Origin of the sequence: Microcoleus sp. PH2017_24_DOB_U_A, assembly GCF_020738205.1 — a bacterium.
Lineage (GTDB): Bacteria > Cyanobacteriota > Cyanobacteriia > Cyanobacteriales > Microcoleaceae > Microcoleus.
In genome coordinates, this window is record NZ_JAEQCT010000041.1 from 34,159 (window position 1) to 55,130 (window position 20,972).

The window sequence follows — 20,972 nt, forward strand, 5'->3', positions numbered from 1 at the left end:
GCTACTTACAAAGTCTGGGTGTACGCTAATCTCAGAAACCGGGTTTCTTCCCTTATTTTTCGTACTTCACTGAAAATATTCGTAGAAACCCGGTTTCTCACTACCCACGCCGATTCCCAATTAACTTATCAACTGCTTAAAGGCATCATGTTCGCGAATATTATCTAAATCAGCTTCAGTTTTTGCCAACTCTTTGCACAAATTCGGATTGAGATTCAGGGCGCGCTTTAAATTTTCAATTGCTAAATCAATTTTACCTTGGAGCGCATAACATCGGGCTTTATTGTACCATATTCTGTAAAAATCAGGTCGAATTTTAGCAGCATTGTCGTAGGACTCGATCGCCGCTTCGTACTTTTGCAATTTGGACAGTGCCACGCCTCGATTGTTCCAAGCGTCAGTATAATCTTTTTTGACTTGTAGGGCTTGATTGTACGAAATTACTGCTTGTTCGTATTCCTGCATTTTGGAAAACGCAACGCCTCGGTTGTTCCAAGCGTCGGCGTAATCGGGTTTAGCTTGGATGGCTTGTTCGTAACAGCCGATCGCCTCCGGGTACTTCTGCAACTCCAACAATACCACGCCTCGGTTGTTCCAAGCGTCGGGATAGGTCGGGCGAATTGTGGTAGCTTGTTCGTAGGATGCGATCGCCTCGGGATACCGCTGCATTCGAGTCAGCACAACTCCCCGATTGTTCCAAGTATCGGCTAAATCCGGCTGAATTTGCAGTGCTTGATTGTAAGCTGCGATCGCATCTTCATAGCGGTTTTCAAAGAAACAAGCATCTCCCTGTTTGGCATAGTCGGCTGCCGTCAATAACTGTTGATAATTGCCGTAGTTAACCGGAGCAAATTCTTGAATTTGGGCATCCGGTAATAACAAATCTGTTTCTACATCTGCTGGGTGATTTTGGTATTGAATTTCACCTAAGATACTTTCAGCATCGGAAATTAATAGTTTTAATTGAGAGATGGTATCGTAGTGGAGACTTTCGATTTCTTGGCGAGCAATTGTTGTCTGCTTGGACAATTTGCCCAACAAAAACCAAACAATGACTCCGGCTGCTGTCGGAAACAAAGTTAAGGCAATTACCAACCCATTTAGCAGCAGGCCCGTGCGCCCAAAAGCAATGTCCACTTCTTCTTGAACTCGATCGCGAATTTCGTCTTTGAGTTGCTGCTGGGGCAATTCCTGCTGAATTAACAGTCCCCCAGCCTTCGCTTGGGATGCAGAAACCTTACTGGTACAGAGTAAAATAATCAAAAGGGCGATCGGGCTAATACTTGTTCTAAAAATACTTGACAAACGCATTGCCTTAGTGATACGCACCTGATTTGCGATTTTCATATCTCAAGAAATGCTGGTAAAGATGATCTCAGCCTAGCCGATTTGTTCAAAAACTATTAAATACAGGATATCTATTGTGCAGCCTTCTCCGATTAAGTGTTTGACGCAAGAATTGCTAGACGAAGTTGCAGCTTCCTCTCGCAGCAATCCCCGCGGGCGACAAAACTACAATTTCCACGATTTGTCAGAAAAGGTGCAGCGGTTTGTCAACGTGCTGCAAATGGGTACTTACGTGCGCCCTCACCGCCACCTGCGCGCCCCGGAAGTTAACGGTTTTGAGTTTTTTGTCGTGATTCAAGGAGAAGTGGGTATTCTGATTTTGAACGAAGACGGTCAAATTTTGCGATCGTTCCGAGTTAGCGCAACCGGGCCCACTCGCGCTGTGGAACTTCCAGAGGGCACTATTCACACGTTGGTAGCTTTGGCTGCGGATACTGTGATTTTGGAGTTCAAGGAAGGGCCCTATGAGGTGGCGGCGGATAAAGACTTTTTGCCCGATTTTCCCGCTGAGGGTACTGAGGCGGCGCGGGAATTAGTTTTGATTTGGGAAGCAGAATTTAAATAAGAAGGAAGAAGGAAGAAGGAAGAAGGAAGAAGGAAGAAGGAAGAAGGAAGAAGGAAGAAGGAAGAAGGAAGAAGGAAGAAGGAAGAAGGAAGAAGGACAATGCCCAATGCCCAATGCCCAATGCCCAATGCCCAATGCCCAATGCCCAATGCCCAATGCCCAATGCCCAATGCCCAATGCCCCATGCCCAATGCCCAATGCCCAATGCCCAATGCCCAATGCCCCATGACTACTAACTAATGAATCTAATTGTTGTCATCCGATTGTATAAATCTGGGGCGGTGCGAATGATTTTTCTGAGAAGTTCATCTGTTACCCAAAAGACGATGGGAAAGGAAAACTTTTTGCTGAACTCGCTGCATACTAGATTGGTAGAACTTAGCAATCGATCGATCGACTCCACTGACTCCAAACCGAGAATCATTAAAGCTGGAGGCTTTGCGCTGTCTACTTCTGCTGCGATTGTCGTGTAGAGAGATGTCGCCGATTTTGGCACAAACAGTTGCTGCGGTTTCTGGGTGCAAGTTGCTTGGAGGCGATCGACTATTTGCTGCCGCAAAGCCAGGGAGTTGCAGTGGACTAAAACGAAAGAAAAGTAACCTTGGGAAAGACGGATTGCCCGAATTAAAGTTGAGAACGACCGCTCGTTATATTTGGCTGAGTCGTACCTCGCTGGATCGTTTTGATCTGTATTTTCTGAGCAGTTCTCGGCAAACATAAATTGCAGTTCTGTTCTCTAGTTTTAGGGATTTTCTAGATTAAATAATTTTTATAAATAAAATATGAAGATCGAACAAAAAAAATTGGAAAATGTTCCGGCGATCTTACCACTGCTTGAAATTAACATCAATAGTGCGATCGACAGATTTTTCTGCACCCGAGCTAAACGGATATAATACAATCAAACCCAACAATGAAATGTATTTAAAAATACAAAAAAATTATCCCCGCTCAAATGTAGTTAAAAATACAAAAAAATCATCGGCTATTTTCAGCTAGGGGCAAAGTAAACCAAAAAATTGCCCCTTTACCGTGACTGCTAATTACCCCAATTTGCCCGCCGTGAGCGCCAATAATTTGCCTGCACAGGTATAAGCCCAAACCCAAACCGACGGAGTGTCTGGATTGATTGCCCCTAACGTAAAGGTCAAAAAGATGTTCGCACTGTTCCGGCAATATTCCCACTCCGTCATCTTCAACGGTACAGTAAATCATACTTGGGGAATGGGGAATTGGGAATTGGGAATGGGGCATTGGTAATTTATCGATATCTGGTTTCGATTCACTTTGATTTATGATATTTTTTCCCCTAGGGATTACTTTAGCAAAAATTTTCAAATTTAGTCCGGGAAGATTGTGTTTCAAAGCATTAGAAATTAAATTAGAGAAAACGCGCCACAACTGAGTATAGTCAGCATTCACTGCGGGCAAATCATCTGGCACTAAATTTGTAAAAGTAGCTTGAGCATCATTGATTAAAGGCTCCAAATCAGCCGCCGAAGCTTTCACTAGCGCTCTCAAATCTACTCCTGTGCAGTGCAGAACCAAACCGCGCAATTCCCCAGCATGAACTTCCAACAGCGAATTTATTAACCGCAATTGCTGCTCGCTACCTTGAATCATCCGCTCCAAAACAGAACGGGGAATTGCGATCGAATCCCCCGTTTTTGTCTTCCAATTTTTCAGCACCATTAACATTCCCGCTACCGGATTTCGCAAGTCGTGTGAAAGAGCGTGAATAAACAGCCGCTGCGATTCTTGGGCCTGTTTGCGCTGCGTGATATCCTCAATTAAACCCTCATAATAAAGCACGGAGCCGCTGCTATCCCGTACCACCCGCGCTTTCTCCGATATCCAGACAATACTGCCGTCTGAGCGATAAATTTGCGACTCAAAATCCGATACTGTGTTGCTTTGCTCGATCGATCGCAAAAACTGATTTCTGCGTACAGGATCGACATACAACTGTCGCTCAATATCAGTAAACTTTGCCGTCACTTCTTCCGGGGAATCGCAGCCGTAAATCCGCGCCAAAGCTGGATTAGCAGTAATATAGCGCCCTTCGGGAGTGCTTTGAAAAATTCCCTCGCCGGCATTCTCAAAAATGCTGCGGTACTTCGCTTCAGCCACTTCCAACTGCTGGTAAGCAGATTCCAACTCGCGCCTGGTACTAAACTCTTTCCGTTGCAGGCATTCGTACCAATAAACCGACAAATCGCAGATCAAACAAAACCAAAACAAATATAAGTAAAACCCGCTCAGCCGAAAAGTAGTATACTTAGCAAAACTTAGATTTAAAATTAAATTTATGCCAACGTGGCAGAACAAAACGCCGAGCTGAGAAATCAGGTGAAGGCGCCAGCGGACGGGCATCAGTGTCGCTTGAGTGAGAAACGCTAAACTCCAAGTTAAAAGTGGTAAGTCTCCGATTTTTGCAGCGGCTAATCCAAGCTGTACAACGACTGTTAACGACCACGAAAAACCCAAAAATAGTAAACCGGGATAGCGTTTTCCGATCGAGGTTTTTTGCAACACCAAACAAGTCAGCAAGCCAAATTGTATAGCAGCGCTAGTGTACAAATAAACAATTTTAAATTCCCGGGGAGCGAAGATTGCTTCGCCCAGAAGATAGACAATTATTGTGAAGGCAAAAAAGATGGCAATTCGGACAGCAGGGCTCAGCCGATCTCGCAGGAAGCGATCGCGCCACACCTCGTAAACCGTTAACGCCTGAACTGATTTTTCATGGCCAGGATAAAACATACGATTTTGGATTTTGGATTTTGGATTTTGGATTGAAGAATTGAAGACTGAATAATTGAATAATTGAAGATTTAATAATTGGGTTAATAGCGATTGTCTGAGTTGAATCAGCCCTCATATGATGTCCAGTCGATTGACCGCGATAAAATAGGTTCGTAGTGTGGACTTTAGTCCGCTCTTTTTGCGGACTAAAGTCCACACTACGAACCGTTTTTGTTATGGTAATCGCTCGGACATCATATCAAACGGATACAAGCGCCCGACTGTTGTCGTGGAGAAATTAAAATTTTAGACTAAGAGTTAAACCTCCCACATTCATCTGTGAAGTAAATTAAAAATCTAAAATCTAAAATCTAAAATCGACTGACAGTCGGTAGCGAAAACCAGAAAGTCGAGCCACCTCCGGGAGTGGTTTCGACGCCGATGAAGCCGCCGTGAGCTTTGATAATTTGCTTGGAGAGGTAAAGCCCCAAACCCAGCCCTGTTAATTGTCGGCTATTGGGGTCTTGAACGTAAAGTTCAAACAGAGATTCCCGCTGTCTAGCACTGATTCCGACTCCATTGTCTGTTACAGTGCAGCGAACCATTTTTACGGTGACATCGGGCAATTTGCCACCTGTATTCCCAATTTGACCCTGATAGCGGGGCAGTTGGCAACTGCCGTCGAGGTGAAATTTGGCCCGGGTTTCTTGATTTTTTGGGGTGTCGAACATCCCCGTGCGATCGCCCGCAGCAGATGACAGGTTAGGGATACAGCGGGCGACGAAATTATTTCGGGAGGTAAAAACCTGGGTATTTTCTGCAAAAATTAGTGCTTTTTCTACTTCAATTACCTCGGCTTTAAAAGTTATATTGACTCCCGGATGATTGTGCTTGATAGCATTGGTTAGGAGATTTTGTAGCACTCGCTGCAAGTGTTTGCTGTCAGCATTAACTGGTGGCAAACTCGGCGGGATTTCCAGAATCAAAGTTGCTTGATTTTTTGCCAGCATCGGTTCTAAATCTGCAACAATTGCTGACATCAAAGATGGCAAGTGCAGCGGTTCAGTGTTGAGAGCAATACCTTTGACCTCGCTAGCATGAGCGTCGAGGAGGGAATTAACCATAGTCAACTGGTGTTCGCTGGCCTGAACTATGCGCTGCAAAATCGATCGCGAAACCGGAACATCTTGTATAGACTCACAGGCCGATTTGTTGAGCAAATTTTTCAGCAGGATTAACATTCCCATAACTGGAGTGCGGAGATTATGAGAAACTGCGTGCAAAAATAGATCTTTGAGGCGGTTGCTTTCTTGCAGTTCGTGCATTTTTTGCTGTAGTTGGCGGGTGCGTTCCTCCACTTGAGATTCCAAGTTGGCATTGAGAGCTTTTACTTGCTGCAAAAGTTGGGCTTGCTGGAGGGCGATCGCGACTTGAGTAGCCAGTTTTTCTAACAAATCAATTTCAAATTCCTGCCATTGGCGGGGCCCAGAACACTGGTTGACTGCTAAGATCCCGAACAATTCTTCCCCGAGGAAGATCGGCACACTTAAGGTCGCCCGAATTTGATAGTCGCTGTACAATTTGGCAATGATGTTGCTGACTTGCACCGTAGCAGTATCGGAAATAACTCGGATGAGGTTGTTAGCATAAAAAGCTTTCTGTTTTTCGATAAAACTTTCGTCAGCGAGCACCCATCCTATCAGAGAAGGACATTCCACAGCGACAGACTCAGCAACAACTTTACCGCGCACCGGGCTAGCCAAATTTGCCCCGCCTCCGTCCATGATACCGATGAACACCCGGTCTGCCTTGAAAAATTGCCGAACTTCAGCAACAGTAGTGTTGAGAATTGCTTCGAGATCGAGGGAGTGACGAATTCGCAGGGCCATTTCTGAGAGTAGCCGATCGCGATCGGAGGATGTTCGCAAAGCCGCTTCTGTGCGGTGGCGATCGGTAACGTCTTGGACTGTGGCGGCGATGACGTTAGAATTAATTGCCGACTGTTCGCAGACAGTGCGCTCAGAGCCGTCGGCTAGTAAAATTCGGTAGTTAATGCAATAGGATTTGCGCTCAAATATCGCTTGACATTGCGATCGCGCCACCAATTCTCTATCATCTGGATGTACCGCCTGCAAAAAAACTTCTGGTGTTGGTTTAACAGTTCCCGGAGCCAAACCCAAGAGGCGATAAAGTTCATCAGACCACCGCAATTCGATATGGGATATATGATGTGCTGCGGCTTCTGCACAGTTTGTAGTTGTGGCGACGGCGGCGCAATTTAAATCCCAATTGCCCAATTGAGCGATGCGCTGAGCGTTGGCTAAACTAGCGTGAGCGTCGCGCAACATAGCCGCCGTTCGGTGTACCTCCACCAGAGCTTGCTGGCGTTCAGCGACAGCAGCAGCCAACATCAGGGCGACAATGGCGATCGTACCAGTAAAAGCTTGTAAAAATAAAACCGCCTGTTGCAAATTTTCGCTTTTGACCAGAAACGGGCCGCCTCCCTGCACAGCTCCCAAAATCGCGATGCAAGAGACGATCGAATAAGCAAAAATTGCTCCCTGCTGTTGAAACCGCAGGGCAGCCCAAACTATGAAAGGAAAAGGCAAATATTCCAGCGGATAAAGAGCACTCGCCCCCTTTGTTTTACAACAAAAAACTAGCCAACTCACGCTCAACAGCAGAACAAATAAAATGAGTGCTTCTAAATAATCAGAAATTAAAAATATAATATTATAGCGATTTCTGGCTTTATTTGATATAGTTAAATAATGAGCAGTTAGCGATTGATAATTAGCAATTGATGATTCATAATTAGCAACTGGCAATTGGCACTTTAGCCAGTTAAACAATGATAAAAAGTCAGTAATAATCGGAGGATTTATGGGAGATTTAAAACTTTTAATAGCGTGGTGTAAAGTCAGCAACACTGGCGTGACAATTAAAATTCCCATGCCGTCTCCGAGCCACGTAGTCCACCAGTTGCGAGAGAAATTGCTCCACTGAGCCCAACCAAAAAAGCACGTACCCAAGTTGCCGAGTGCAGAACCGAGCAAAGTAGACCCGATGACAGCGCCCGCCACCAAACCCAGAACATCTCGCAGTCGATCGAGCTTAGTACAAAATCCGAGCCGGGCGAGTACAGCCTCCCCAGCCAGCGCTTGCAGGGTGACGCTAAAAGCCGATGTCACAATGACGGGGGAGGGTATACCCGCGGCGAAGGTAGAGTTTAACAGTACCGAACCGAGGGCAATTCCCGGCCACATCCGCCGCCCTTGTAGCAGCACTGCCGCCAGAGCAATGCCTGCAGGTGGCCACACTGGGGAGGCTTCGGCTTTCACCAGTCCCAGTATGGACGCTGCGAGTTTTCCGGTGACAAAGTAGGCCAGGGCCAGGATGCTGGCGTGCAGAAGGGGACGAGTCCGGCGGTTGAGCAGTTTCATTTTTTGTGCGATCGAATCCTCCATTGCTATTTTTTAATTTAGGCGAATTTGGGCGATCGAGCTTCCTCCAGACGAATCACCTGACTGGGGGAAGGGTTCAACAGTTGACAGTTGACAGTTGACAGTTGACAGTTGACAGTTGGGGGAGAGGGGGAGATTGGGGAAGATTGGAGGAGATTGAGAGAGATTAGGAAAATATTCCTTTTTCCTTCTTCCTTACTTCTTTCCTTCTTACAACTTCGATCGGACTTTCATCCGTTACATCCGTTACATCCGCTACAGAATCCGTTGCCGAACTTCCTTCTTCCTTCTATTAAAATCCAAAACCCCGCTTACCATCGGGCTTAGTAGTCAACCAATTTGTCTTTGCACTTGCGAGTTGTTCCTCAGTAACTGTAGCGTCAGTTAGATTCGCGCCGCACAAATTCGCACCCCGCAAATTCGCCTTGCTCAAATAAGCGCCCGTCAAATCAGCACCTCGAAAATCCGCACCTTCAAAATTAGCAGTGCTGCAATAAGCTTCAGTCAAATTTGCCGATCGCAAATTTGCCTTCACCAACCTCGCGTGGCCCAAATTCGCCCCCGACAAATCCGCTGCTTGCAAATTTGCCTTCACCAACCTAGCCTGATAAAAATTTCCCCCCGCCAACTGCGCTTTTGGCAATTGCAAACCCGACAGTTCGCAGTCAGCAAAATCGCGTTTACCTTTAAAATATGCCGCTCGCAAGCTGTTACTTTCCCACTTTACAACCGCTTTCGTTACCTTTTGTCCTGCTAAATTGCCATTGGACAAGGCCGCAGTTCCGAAAGTTCTGCCAGACTCAGCCAAAGTCCGGGAAACTCTCGGCTGCATCCCTGTATTTCCCGATTGACTGAAGGAAGTTCTAGTGCGGATGCTTTGCTTCGATCGCAAATCTCGATCGTTTTTCATCTGGGGCGAAGGCAACGAAGTAGCATCACTATTAAATATCGTTGGTTCTTCAACCGTGCGGCCACCTGCGTTGAATTGAGTTGTCAAGCCGTTGCAAAGATCTGCGTCTTCAAATTCGCCATTCAGAGCTTTGACGACATCTCCTGTCGATTGAAAGCGATGGCCGACCATGGGCTTGAGCATTTTCTCAAGAATCCGCGCAAAATTTGGGCTCACCTGAACGTGGGGCTGCCAAACAATTTCGCCAGTTACCGCATCAAAATCTAAATCTTTGGGAGACTTTGCTGTCAGCAAATACAAACAAGTCATGCCCAAGGCGTAGATGTCGCTGGCAAATATCGGCCGCAGCGCCATTTGTTCGGGGGGAGCAAAACTAAACGTACCAACTGAAAATTTCGTGTTGGCGCTTTGGTCGGCGGGGTCTAATAATATTGTTTGGCTAACTTGGTCTTTAACCGCTCCGAAATCAATCAGAACCAAGTGATTGTCTTGAGCGCGGCGAATAATATTTGCGGGTTTAATGTCTCTGTGAATTACTCCTTGGCTGTGGACGTATTGCACTACCGAGAGAATTTCTAATAGAAAATTTTTAACATCTGATTCATTGAAACGCCCTGATTGTTTGACTTCTTGTTTCAAAGTCGAGCCTTTAACATACTCTTGAACTAAGTAAAATTGCTGTTCGGTTTCAAAATAATCTAACAGCCTCGGCACTTGCGGGTGATCGCCGAGTTGGCCGAGGGTTTTCGCTTCTCGCTTGAATAATTCCCGCGCCATTTCTAAAACTCGCGGCGACGAACTACTGGGTCGGAGTTGCTTGACCACGCAACTCGGTTGACCAGGCAAAGAGATGTCTTTTGCCAGAAATGTAGCTCCAAAACCTCCTTGTCCTAAAGGTTCAATGACTTGGTAGCGAGCGCGCAGCAATAACCGCGCACCACAGGTCTGACACTGGAGAATAGAGTCAGGAGGGTTTTGAGGATGTGGACAGCCCGGATTTACGCAGTAGCTCATGTTGATTGAGTTTGCCTATATTTTTCTGATTTTGCTCTGGCGATCGCTCGACTGCACAAATTCCCTTAAACCGCATCTGCTAGAAATACAGCTCTATCAGTTGCCGGCGGGCCGTGCTGCGGCGTGCGAATTGGAATTGCACCTAAGTCTTTTAGGCCGATATCTTTTCCCTATTTTAATTATCTCGTTGCTGTGAGTTTTTGCGGTAGATTATCCTTGAAGATAGTTTAAAGACTTGCTAAAGTTGTCCTTTTTTATGTAAAGTCTTTCTAAACTTAAGTGCTTTTTGCGCTGTTAGATGTTTCTAGCATACCTCATTCTCTGATTGAGAATGTTACTCATCCCACAGCAGACATCGATCGAAAGGGCGATCGCTCGTTTTTGCTGATATCTACCACAATAGTCTTGACAAATCTTAATTAGTATGGTATGAAAAGTTTTCCCGAATAAATTCTCGGACAGCACAGTCGAAGCCCGCCGGCGTAGACTAATGACGAATAACTACCGAGCACTGACAACAAACTACTGACAAAATTATGCGTATTTCTCTAAACTGGCTGCGGGAATTGGTCGATGTGACGAGTTCCCCGGAAGAATTAGCCGAAACCCTGACAATGGCAGGATTTGAAGTCGAAGAAATCGAAGACAGGCGTGCATGGGCCGACGGCGTAGTATTGGGCAAAATAGTCGCCTGCGAACAACATCCCAACGCTGACAAATTGAGAGTTTGTCAAGTTGATGTCGGCAAACCTGAACCCTTAAATATTGTGTGCGGGGCACCCAATGCGAGGGCGGATATTTATGTACCTGTAGCCGTTGTCGGTACTTTTTTATCGACGATCGATCTGAAAATTAAACCTGCTAAATTGCGGGGTGTTCCTTCGGAAGGAATGATTTGCTCTCTCGCCGAATTGGGATTGTTGAAGGAATCAGCAGGAATTCATATCTTTGATCTAGAAAATCCCGAATTAGGCAGCGATATTCGTCCGCTTTTAGGTTTAGATGATGTGATTCTAGACTTGACAGCAACTGCGAACCGTGCAGATGCTTTAAGCATGGTGGGTGTAGCCCGGGAAGTGGCGGCACTAACTGGCGCAAGTTTGAGAATTCCGACAACTAATGATGTGGTGATTCATGGCGAAAAAAGTCCGAATTTGGCAGTAGAAATATCGGAACCGCAAGGATGCCCGATTTACATTGGCACGGAAATTTCAGGGGTAAAAATTGCACCGTCTCCGACTTGGTTACAACAGCGGTTGCAGGCGGCGGGAGTGCGGCCGATTAGTAATGTGGTTGATGTCACTAATTACATTTTACTGGAATGGGGACAACCGCTGCACGCTTTCGATCGCGATCGACTGCAATCTTTCACCGGTACTTCTGACATCAGCATCGGCGTGCGCTTTGCCAAACCAGGGGAATCCTTCAAAACCTTGGACGGACAAAACCGGAATTTGCAACCTCAAAACCTGTTAATTACTGCTAGTGACAAACCCGTAGCCTTAGCTGGGGTAATGGGTGGCGAAGATACGGAAGTTCACGAAGGAACCCAAAATTTAGTCTTAGAAGCAGCGATTTTCGACCAAGCAACGATTCGGCGTTCTGCCCGCGCCCAAGGCCTGCGGAGTGAGGCTTCGATCCGCTACGAACGGGGGGTGAATCAGGCAGCTTTAACGACGGCGTGCGATCGCGCTATTGCCCTAATTTTGGAGTTGGCTGGCGGGACTGCGACGGTGCAAAAAACGGCGAGTTCGGGGGAAGATTTGAGTTTTTTGCGATCGATCGAATTGCGTCTAGATCGCATAAACTTGGTGTTAGGACAGTTAAAAAGAGGAGCAACCGGCGGTTCTCCCTATCTGGAACCGGAGGAAGTAAAAAATATCCTCACAGCCCTGGGCTGCGAAGTGGCTGCGACGGAAAAAGCACGAGTATTTGCGATAACTGTTCCGCCTTACCGCTACCGGGATTTAGAAAGGGAAATTGATTTAATCGAAGAAGTCGCGAGACTCCACGGTTACGACAATTTCTGCGATACTTTGCCTAGCGAAACAGAACCTGGTTATCTATCTCCAGAATACGCGCAAATACGGAATGTGCGATCGGCTTTTCGGGCGGCAGGCTTAACAGAGTTGATGCACTATTCCTTAGTGAAAACCGAGGGAGACAATCAAGTTGTGCTAGCGAATCCGCTGTTTGTTGAGTATTCGGCTTTGCGGACGGAAATGCTGTCGGGTTCGATCGATGCTTTCCAGTACAATTTGGAGCAAGGAAACGGCGCGCTCAACGGTTTTGAGGTCGGACGCATTTTTTGGAAAGAAGGGGATGCGAAGAAAGAAGCAGACGCCGTAGCGGGGATTATTGGCGGCGACCCGACTGTGTGGAAATGGCAGCAAGGTGGGCGCGATCGACCTTTGACTTGGTTTGAAGCGAAAGGTGTCCTAGAAAGTGTGTTTCAGCAGTTGAGTTTGGCTGTGGAATATGCAAGCGATTCCTCTAATCCACGCCTGCATCCTGGCCGCACAGCCGCGCTATCGTTAAACGGGAAACGGTTGGGAGTTTTCGGACAGCTACACCCGCAATTACAGCAGGAAAAGGGTTTGCCGGAACAGGTTTATGTGTTTCAATTAGATTTAGGCGTGTTGTTGGGTGAGTTAGGTCGATCCTCTACGAGGGCTTCGCTAACGCACAACTCGACTCGCAAATTCGCAGGTTATTCGAGTTTCCCGGCTTCTGACAGAGACATCGCATTTTTCGCGCCGGTGGAAGTTCCGGTAGTTGAGATGCAGGGCGCGATGAAGCAGGCGGCGGGTAGTTTGCTGGATTCCGTGGAACTCTTCGACGAGTATCGCGGCGAAAACGTACCGGCGGGACAACGTAGTTTAGCATTTCGGTTGGTTTATCGATCGGGCGATCGAACACTCAGCGAAAGCGATGTCGAACCAGCCCAACAAAAAGTCCGCGATGTTTTAGTCGAGAAATTCGGCGTTAGTTTGAGAAGCTAATTGTAGGGTGCGTCGCCATGAGATTTTCGATATTTAGTGAGGGATTTTTGATGGCGACACACCCTACGGCTAACTTCCTTCAACCCACGGAGGTGGGTTTTGTTTGTGTAGACGCGGTTTCCAACCGCCGGGAAATTCAATTTGTAACTAAAGGACGCAACATATCCCGAACCATAAACGAAACATCAGGAAATTGCAAAGGAGAAATACTCGCATCATCCCCAAGAACTGCTATACTTTGATAACCATCCTGACTCGGTTCTCGAAAAACATGAAGTTGCCGATTATTCACATCCAAAACCCAATAATCAGCAATCCCCGACTCAGCATAAATTTTCGCTTTAATCCCGCAATCCGTTCTCAGCGTAGTATCCGCAACTTCCACAATCAGATAAATTTCCGATGGCGTTGGATGGTGGTCTTCATAGTAAAGTGGATCTGGTATAACTACAGAAATATCCGGTTCAGGTTCCGAGTAATTATCGAGCCGAACAGGGTCTTGCAGTCGCACCAAAACCCTCTCTCCCAAACGGTTTTCCAGTAGCTTCTCTGTTCGTTTTACCGCCGCACCGTGTGCTGTTCCCTTTGCGGCCATCTTTACTATCTGTCCTGCTAGTAATTCTACCCGTTCATCCTCATCAAAAATACCAATTTCCGTCATCCGGTCATATTCTTGAACCGTTAGCAGCCGAAGGTCTAGTAAAGTCATAGTTATCTCCTCCTATTTAACAAACGTCTCTCTTTCTCCCCTCTCTTCCTCAGCGCCCTCAGCACCCTCTGTAGTCAATCAATCTTATCCTAAAAAAAATTATCAAATCCTGCTACACTTATTGTACAATAAATTTCAAATAAATTCATCCAAGGCTCAAAACCGTGACCAAATATGTAATGTGGGGAAGTTACTGCGAAGATGTCCTCGAAAAACGTGCTCCATTTCGAGACGCTCATTTAGCCGGACTTGCCAAACAGAAAGAATCGGGAGTGTTAATTGCGATCGGGCCAACCAAAGATTTAAGCAAAGTTTTTGCAATTTACGAAGCAGAAGATGAGGCGGCTGTGCGAAAATTAGTTGAAGCCGATCCCTATTGGGTAAATAAGGTTTGGACTGAGTACCAAGTGAAAGAGTGGATTCAAGCTTTTTGAAGCGACAGAGAAATTAAGAATTGTTTGGCTAGTAAATACAGAAATCAACTTGCTTGACTAATGAATCAATGTGGGCTAACATAGCTGAATTGCATAAGTTGTCAAGCGGTGCGAGGAGGTTGCAGAGTGAATACCCTAAGAACAACAGGCGGGGATTTAGTTGCCGTTGACTGTGGTGACTTATTGGACAAGATTTTAGCAATTTTAGAGAAGCCGGAGACTCAGAATCCATTTAAGATACATGGTAATTGCGATCGGTTAATCATCGACATTGACAGCATCGCCGAAGCAGTCGCAGGTTTGGGAGTAGAAAATCCTTTAGGTGCTTCCGAACGCGGTGCTCGTACCGCCACAGTCAACTTTACTCCCGGCTTCAAAGAACGCTTTCCCAATCAAATTACCAAAATCAAAAATAGTTTAAAAACTCGACTGGAATCTGCAATTAATCAACAAAACCCACAGCTTGCGATCGAACAATTTGTTGCCAACTTAATTACAGATTTGGAAAAGTTTAAAAATAATTATGCCAATTTAGACTTTAGCTATCCCTTTGGCAAATATTCCGGGTTGCAAAAGCAGCGATTGAGTATCACAAAAAATCCTAGCAGCAAAGAACTGCTAAAATTTCACAAACTAACTATCACCGTTGGAAATACCAGTACATTTAACACCGAGCTAAAACAAGGCTTAGGAAATTATATCAAATCTCAGTTTGCTAGCGCTAGTGAGAGCGATCGCGACGAATTAGATTTTATTCTTCAAGATTTAGAAGAAGATGCCAAATCAGATTTCTACAGACTCAAAGAATTTGTAGATATCGAAACTATCGGCAAACTCAAAAAGCAAGCACAGATATGTTATCTAGAATTTCTGCAAGACAACATTAGCACCAGCAATAACCCATTCAATGCCGAGGGTTTAATTTATTTAAAAGTCCTAATTCAGCGTCTCAAACAGATTGATGAATATATAGTCAAAAATGCCGATGGCGATTACTTAGTGAACTATGCCGGCACTGACTTGAACTATGCAGATGCTTTTGCTCGTGCTGAAGCCTTTGATATGTTGCCAATTATTCCCAAAATAGAAGGATATTTAGGAGAAACCAAAGACGAAAACAAAGGAGATATCCAGTTTATTTTTGGACTCAAGCTTAAGTTTAATAACCCAGTTCAAGCCTATGGCGGCAAAACAGTCTTTGAGTATTACCTCAATCTGCTTGACCCTGAAAGTGAGGAACATAAAGCCGAACTTGCCGACCCTGCTAGAAAAGAGATTTTCGCCAGAAAGCTATTGAAGTTAGTATTTTTGTACTACTTCGTTTTTGCCGCAAAAGACCCGTCATCAGAGGGTTATACAATTAACTCAGACTTAGAATACGATCCAATTCCAGTATTTGAGGAAAAAGTATTAAAAATCTTCAAAGGTTCTGATGAAGTATCAAAGCAAAAACTTTTGCGAGGGATCAAAAAAGGTTTTGAACAATATAATGTTGCCTCTAAAATAGACACTCTCAAGAATCTCCTACAAAAAATTCTGAAACACAAGCATTCACCGAAAGAATTTCCGCTTCACATTTCGGTCAGAAAAAACATTTTAGATAATAGTATCAACAATATTTCTACAACCTCTACATTTTTCAAGCCTGAGCTACGAACCAAGCCCAAAGAAGTATTAAAATATATAGCTATTGGTCAAGCAAAGGCTAGTGAAAATTCCCTATGTACTCTCACAGCTAAAATCGCAATTAGTGATGTTCATTATTTTGCTAGTGACGACCTACAAAGCTTTAGTATGGAGTATGATGTCACAGGTGTAAAAGCTCTGCCAGTGTTGCTGAGACCAACTGAGCAACAGTGTACAACTATATATAATCGGTTTTATCAACAGCGTAAGCTAGTCGAATTTACCTACAGTCTTGCTAGCAACAAATGGGATAATAAAAAAAGTTTTGTGTATCGATTTACCTTCGATATACTTGCCTATACTTGCCTCAAACTGTTATTGGAAAAACAGAGTAGATTATTCATTCCCATACTGCGACTGCAACTGAGCAATCAACAGTCAGATTCGCCCGTAGAAGAGTTCATGCGTTCTTTATCTAAAAGGTTATCGCATTTACTAAATGAAGAACATCGTTCTAATTCTCAGGGTATTGATATCAGAAATATAGAATACAAAGCTCCCAATGTAATGAGTTCTCTATATTCTGTATTGCCTAAAAAGTTTACCTTTGCCAAGCAGTCAGATTCTCCAAAAGAACTCGACAAACTGGCTATAGTTATAGTTTCCAGTCGCGAGAGTGATGCTAGGTGGAATAGCAACCAAAAGCTATCGAATTTGCAAGGAGAAATTGTCGGTGCAATTCGTCAAAAAGATGGTTCTGTCAGGCTACAATTGCTCAAAACCTTCTCGGAAACCTACGAACACGAACAGATGTTTAAAGAACCCACTGTGGTGCGAGATGAAATAGGGAAAGTTTACAAATTGGGATTCAGACACTTTCTCTACATAGCCAAAGCTCCCTATTCTAGTACCTTGCACATGACACAAAAAGAAGATGCTTTATTTTTCATGTCGAAAGATGTGATTAAATATTTTAAAGAAAACTACAATGATATCAAAATTTACCCGATGTTTTTTGACAAATACTATGCAGTTAAACTGTCAGAAAGATTGGGAGTAAATTCTTTATACATTCAGGATACATTGGAGTTAACCGCTTTAGTCAAAGACCCCAGCAAACGCTCTGTGGTATTTTTTAATTTGTTTAATGGTTTGGTAGTCGGCTCAGAAGCAGAACGTAATTATAGGGGTGTAATTTCCTATGCCACCTTGTTAAATATTTATCAAGATATACTGGATGATGAACATATCCATCAAGGATTGATTTCTAATACTCAATTAAAAAATGACATTTTGCAGTATTTGACCTTGTTCCACTTTTCTCGCTACGAAAAAGCAAGTGGTAAAAACGCTCAAATTAGTTTTAAATTAGACCCCTACGAAAACCTGATAGGAGATCAGTCTGTAGGTAAACTATCTCTCTACAAGCATATGGGAGGAGTTGCAGAGTTTAATGCCTTGGCATTTTTGACTAAAGTTAAAGAAGTTTTAAATACACCAACAGGAGGCACGCAGTCATGAAATCTAAAATAGCAGAAGATTTGGGGCGTTTGTTTGAAGTTGGGTTTAATATTGGGATTCTTGCTTGTATTAAAGAGAAGCAAATTAAGCATAACTTTGGAAACTTGTACCTTCAGGAATTGCAGGAGTTAAAATTCCCGAAGATGCTGAGAAAAATCACCGATAAAATAACCAGTCCCCTGGAAAGAAAGATGGCTGAAAAGTGGAGTACATTTTTCCTACAAAAAGGCTTTCTATCAGGTTTAAACTTTTTTCGAGAGTACCTACAATCTACAGGTTGGAATGAGACAAATAAACTACGACATTTGGAAATTTTGTATTACCAATCCTGTTTTTGCGATGAGAGCAGTATTGGTACTTACGCTAAAGGTTATGAACAGTGGTGTGGAGAAGTTATATCTCAATTTGACCAGATTGATAATATTTCTCAATATATTGGAAGTTACAAAGGGAAAGGCGAGTTTCTGAGAGCTGATACTCTAATATTCCTACGATATGGTAGGCAATTTAGAATTTTGTGTGTAGATTTGTCGGTGTTTTCGATTAGGACATCTGAGGATGTGACGAATCTGGACTATTTGGAGATTATTCGGCGTTTGTTGAGACGAGATATTAACTATTTGCGCTCAAAAAGTGTGTTTTCTAAACTTCGCATAGATACTGAAAGTTGTGATGTTGAATTTTCGGAAGGTTTGAAGAGCTATTTTACTGCTTTTAAGTATGATGATAAGGAGAGTGCTAAATCAATTCAAGCTGGCGGTTATGCTTATAGTTTTTATCAATTTCTCCGAGAAATAGGGATACTTGCTGAGGATTCGCGACTAATATTTAATGCGGTGGGATATAGCGATCGCGGAATTAGCACTATGTCTGTCCGCCCCGAAAATTTAGATGTTTTGAAAACTTGTTACTCGATTTATAAGTATGATTCGAGTCCTCAAGAAATCGTCGATGCCCGCAAATTAGTTTTAAATAAAATCAAGCGGAGTGCTTGCTACAGCTTCGATCAAGGAAAAAAGCTTGTTGACGATATATTAGCAATGTCTGCGGATAAAATCAATGTTGTGCGCCACCCAGAGCGACTTGAGGGGTTTGTCAATTCAGCAGGAATTGTGCCGGATGAATTGATGCAGCAGTTGGGATTGAGCGGAGGTTTGAGTTTGCGGAATGCTCACGCTAAGCTAATTGAAAAAGCCCTGGAATCTGCTGCTACTTATATCTTTTTGACTGGAAATCCTGGTATTGGGAAGACGACTGCGATCGCCAAATTTCTCACAGATCATGTAAACGATGGATTTCTATTCTTTTATGTCAGTCCCAGGAAGCAGGTAAATCTGGATATTATCGACAAGTTCAAAAAACCTGGTACTGAGGATTTATGGAATGATAAAATATTAGCAATTAATACCTATAGCGATTTAATTAAAGATAGCGGTCATAAATATACTGTCCAGTATCTCTCGAATCAACGGCATGGAAAATTTGGATTACAAGTTGTTAATTTTCAAGATAGCAGAGAAACTAAGCGTCAAAATAGGCGATCGGACCGACTCAAGAGACAAACAGAAAATGTAATTGAAGATGGTGGACGGAATACTAAGGGCGTACTTAACAGCATTTGTGAAGCCATTTCTACCCTGATTGATACTAAAGATTTCAACAATATTGTCGCGACTGTTTCCATCCAATCTTTAAAGAAAACTGATGCGGGCGATACATTAAAACATTTTGAAAAAATTTTTAGGAATGCTTACAACACAAAGCTAGGTGAAGTGCTTCCCGATCGCATGAAAGACATCTCCAGTCGCATCAAGCATTTGTTTATCATGATCGATGAGATTACGGGAGACGAGGGAGGTGTAGAATTCTTAAATGGCATCAACAATATCCTCAACACCTATGAATTGAAAAATAATGCTCACGGGTTTAATACAAAGGTGATCGTTGCAGATGCTTCTATCGTTGACAAAGCTGTAATTAGCCAACACCTAAGCGATACCTCTGCTGAACCGGATAAAATCTATTTTCGGAAAGCTAAAAATCCAGGTTCGCCTCTGTCAGTGGAGAATTTTAAGTTTAAAGATACTGACGCAACTGTGATTAACACTAACTCCTATCCTGCTAAAAGCTTAAGCATAACATACAAAGTTTTCATTGAATCTTGCAAGTTTAGTGAAGATACTTTGCTAGATAGAGAAACTGATTTAACCAAGACAGTACAAGGCGAAATTTTACAAGATATAGAAGCCCTGTTACAACGCTCTGATGTTGAACAAGTGATAGTTTATATTCAAGATAAACAAAAACTGGGTAATTTGATAGACAAGATTAGAGAACATCGGGGTAAGTTTGAAAAAGGGACAGATTATATCGAAATACACGCTAATATTGGTGAGGAGGAAAAAGAGTTAGTTCAAAAATGGAAAAAAGATGCGAAAGTAGTATTTATGACTGCTTCAGGTAGTCGCGGGCTATCTTTTCCCAAGGCAAAACACATTTTGGTTGAGATTCCGAGGTTTGAAATAGAGAAAAATCTGATGGAATTGATTCAGGTAATTTATCGGGGGCGCGGAAAGGATGAGATTGATAATCAGGACAAAGAATTGATTTTCTATTTGGGCGATCGGGTAGTGTATTTTGAAGATAATAAAGAGATATCGATACAGGAAAGTAAACTGAGTCTTTTAAATATTCTGTTGATTTTGAAAGCATCTATAATGACGCGAATTTATGGTTGCGGGCAAATTGGTTCAGATAAGTTTATCATCATACCCATCGGCGGTAAGTCTGTGTTTGCTGCTGGTGAAACATTCTCATCCCAAATGAAAAACTTAATCGATAAGTTGAAGAGCGAGCACAGGAAGAATAGGAGCGATCGGCGTTTACCACAAGTCTATGATAGTCTAGAAGATTTACTCGGTCAAGCTGATTTTACACTGAGAGAGAATGTTGAGTCTAATAGTAAATCTCAGACTTCATATCTTTCGCAGCGTGATTTTTTCAACAATGGATTTTCCCAGTTAGTAAGTGAAAGTTTCGAGAAGTTATTGAATCTGAATAACTTGGAAATGGGATATATGAGTGGCGGTTTGTTAGTTGTACCGATCGCATCGCAAACTTTGGAAGAAACCTACATTATGCCTCTGGCAACAATAGCCAAAAATGCTAATAGTGAACTTTGGCATAATATGCAGATAATTAGTTATGCTAGTGCTTATTCAGAGGATTTACAATTTGCGATTAAAGATGCGATGGAGTTAGTAAAAGAACTAACAAACTCTGTTGATAAGACACAGAGATTTGAGCAAAGCAGTCAGCGCAAGGATCGGTATTATGCCTTACCATTATTTGCGTTTATTGCTGGGGAAGTATTCAGGGAATATTTTGCTAGTAACCCCCAAGAACAGAAATATCAAGATTTTAGAAATATCTTGACTCAATATATTAAGGCGCTGTATCCTGTTGGTAATGTTTTGCCTATAGGAGATAAATATCAAGATTTCCCATTTGTTGTATTTAGAAGCTACAGTTTAGAACAGATTAGGGAAAAGATATTTACGGATAAGTATCTTTTGAGTTCCAATGAGTTGAATGTACTCAATTTGGTTTTGTCTAAGGAAATCTGACATCGGGGG

The 20,972-nt window shown here is 43.4% G+C and carries 12 protein-coding genes; 6 read left to right on the forward strand and 6 right to left on the reverse strand.

The window, feature by feature from the left end; translation table 11 throughout:
* Positions 1-120: 120 nt before the first annotated feature.
* Positions 121-1,347, reverse strand: a complete 1,227-nt coding sequence (locus JGK07_RS12125; protein ID WP_293242696.1) for a tetratricopeptide repeat protein — start codon at positions 1,345-1,347, stop codon at positions 121-123.
* Between the two features lie 76 nt (positions 1,348-1,423).
* Here JGK07_RS12125 and JGK07_RS12130 point away from each other — a divergent pair, with 76 nt between their 5' ends.
* A complete protein-coding gene (locus JGK07_RS12130) occupies positions 1,424-1,912 on the forward strand; it encodes a WbuC family cupin fold metalloprotein (RefSeq protein ID WP_293196490.1) in 489 nt (162 codons plus the stop codon).
* A gap of 232 nt (positions 1,913-2,144) precedes the next feature.
* Here JGK07_RS12130 and JGK07_RS12135 read toward each other — a convergent pair whose 3' ends face one another.
* The 4 genes from JGK07_RS12135 to JGK07_RS12150 form a co-directional block, all read right to left on the reverse strand.
* Positions 2,145-2,630, reverse strand: a complete 486-nt coding sequence (locus tag JGK07_RS12135; protein ID WP_293183451.1) for a hypothetical protein — start codon at positions 2,628-2,630, stop codon at positions 2,145-2,147.
* A 260-nt stretch (positions 2,631-2,890) separates the two neighbouring features.
* Positions 2,891-4,675, reverse strand: coding sequence for a PAS domain-containing sensor histidine kinase (locus JGK07_RS12140; protein ID WP_293189913.1), 1,785 nt, complete (start codon positions 4,673-4,675; stop codon positions 2,891-2,893).
* A 353-nt stretch (positions 4,676-5,028) separates the two neighbouring features.
* A complete protein-coding gene (locus JGK07_RS12145) occupies positions 5,029-8,124 on the reverse strand; it encodes an MASE1 domain-containing protein (protein ID WP_293224733.1) in 3,096 nt (1,031 codons plus the stop codon).
* 289 nt (positions 8,125-8,413) lie between these two features.
* Entirely contained in the window at positions 8,414-10,045 is a 1,632-nt protein-coding gene (locus JGK07_RS12150; protein ID WP_293149884.1) for a serine/threonine-protein kinase, read from the reverse strand.
* A gap of 279 nt (positions 10,046-10,324) precedes the next feature.
* On the opposite strand from JGK07_RS12150, the gene JGK07_RS12155 reads away from it, so the two are divergent.
* Together JGK07_RS12155 and pheT are read left to right on the forward strand one after the other, a co-directional pair.
* Positions 10,325-10,468, forward strand: a complete 144-nt coding sequence (locus tag JGK07_RS12155) for a hypothetical protein (RefSeq protein ID WP_293196495.1) — start codon at positions 10,325-10,327, stop codon at positions 10,466-10,468.
* 113 nt (positions 10,469-10,581) lie between these two features.
* Complete coding sequence (gene pheT, locus JGK07_RS12160) at positions 10,582-13,047, forward strand: phenylalanine--tRNA ligase subunit beta (protein ID WP_293224731.1); 2,466 nt, start codon at positions 10,582-10,584, stop codon at positions 13,045-13,047.
* 136 nt (positions 13,048-13,183) lie between these two features.
* Here the strand turns inward: pheT and JGK07_RS12165 are convergent, their stop codons facing one another.
* Complete coding sequence (locus JGK07_RS12165) at positions 13,184-13,756, reverse strand: Uma2 family endonuclease (protein WP_293183461.1); 573 nt, start codon at positions 13,754-13,756, stop codon at positions 13,184-13,186.
* Positions 13,757-13,920: 164 nt separating this feature from the next.
* Between JGK07_RS12165 and JGK07_RS12170 the strand changes: the two genes are divergently transcribed.
* The 3 genes from JGK07_RS12170 (at position 13,921) to JGK07_RS12180 (ending at position 20,963) form a co-directional block, all read left to right on the forward strand.
* Positions 13,921-14,190, forward strand: a complete 270-nt coding sequence (locus JGK07_RS12170; RefSeq protein WP_293183463.1) for a YciI family protein — start codon at positions 13,921-13,923, stop codon at positions 14,188-14,190.
* Between the two features lie 126 nt (positions 14,191-14,316).
* On the forward strand, positions 14,317-17,337 hold the full coding sequence (locus JGK07_RS12175) for a hypothetical protein (protein ID WP_293189917.1): 3,021 nt from the start codon (positions 14,317-14,319) through the stop codon (positions 17,335-17,337).
* Entirely contained in the window at positions 17,334-20,963 is a 3,630-nt protein-coding gene (locus tag JGK07_RS12180; RefSeq protein ID WP_293189919.1) for a helicase-related protein, read from the forward strand. Before JGK07_RS12175 ends, JGK07_RS12180 begins: the two co-directional genes overlap by 4 nt.
* Positions 20,964-20,972: the final 9 nt, after the last annotated feature.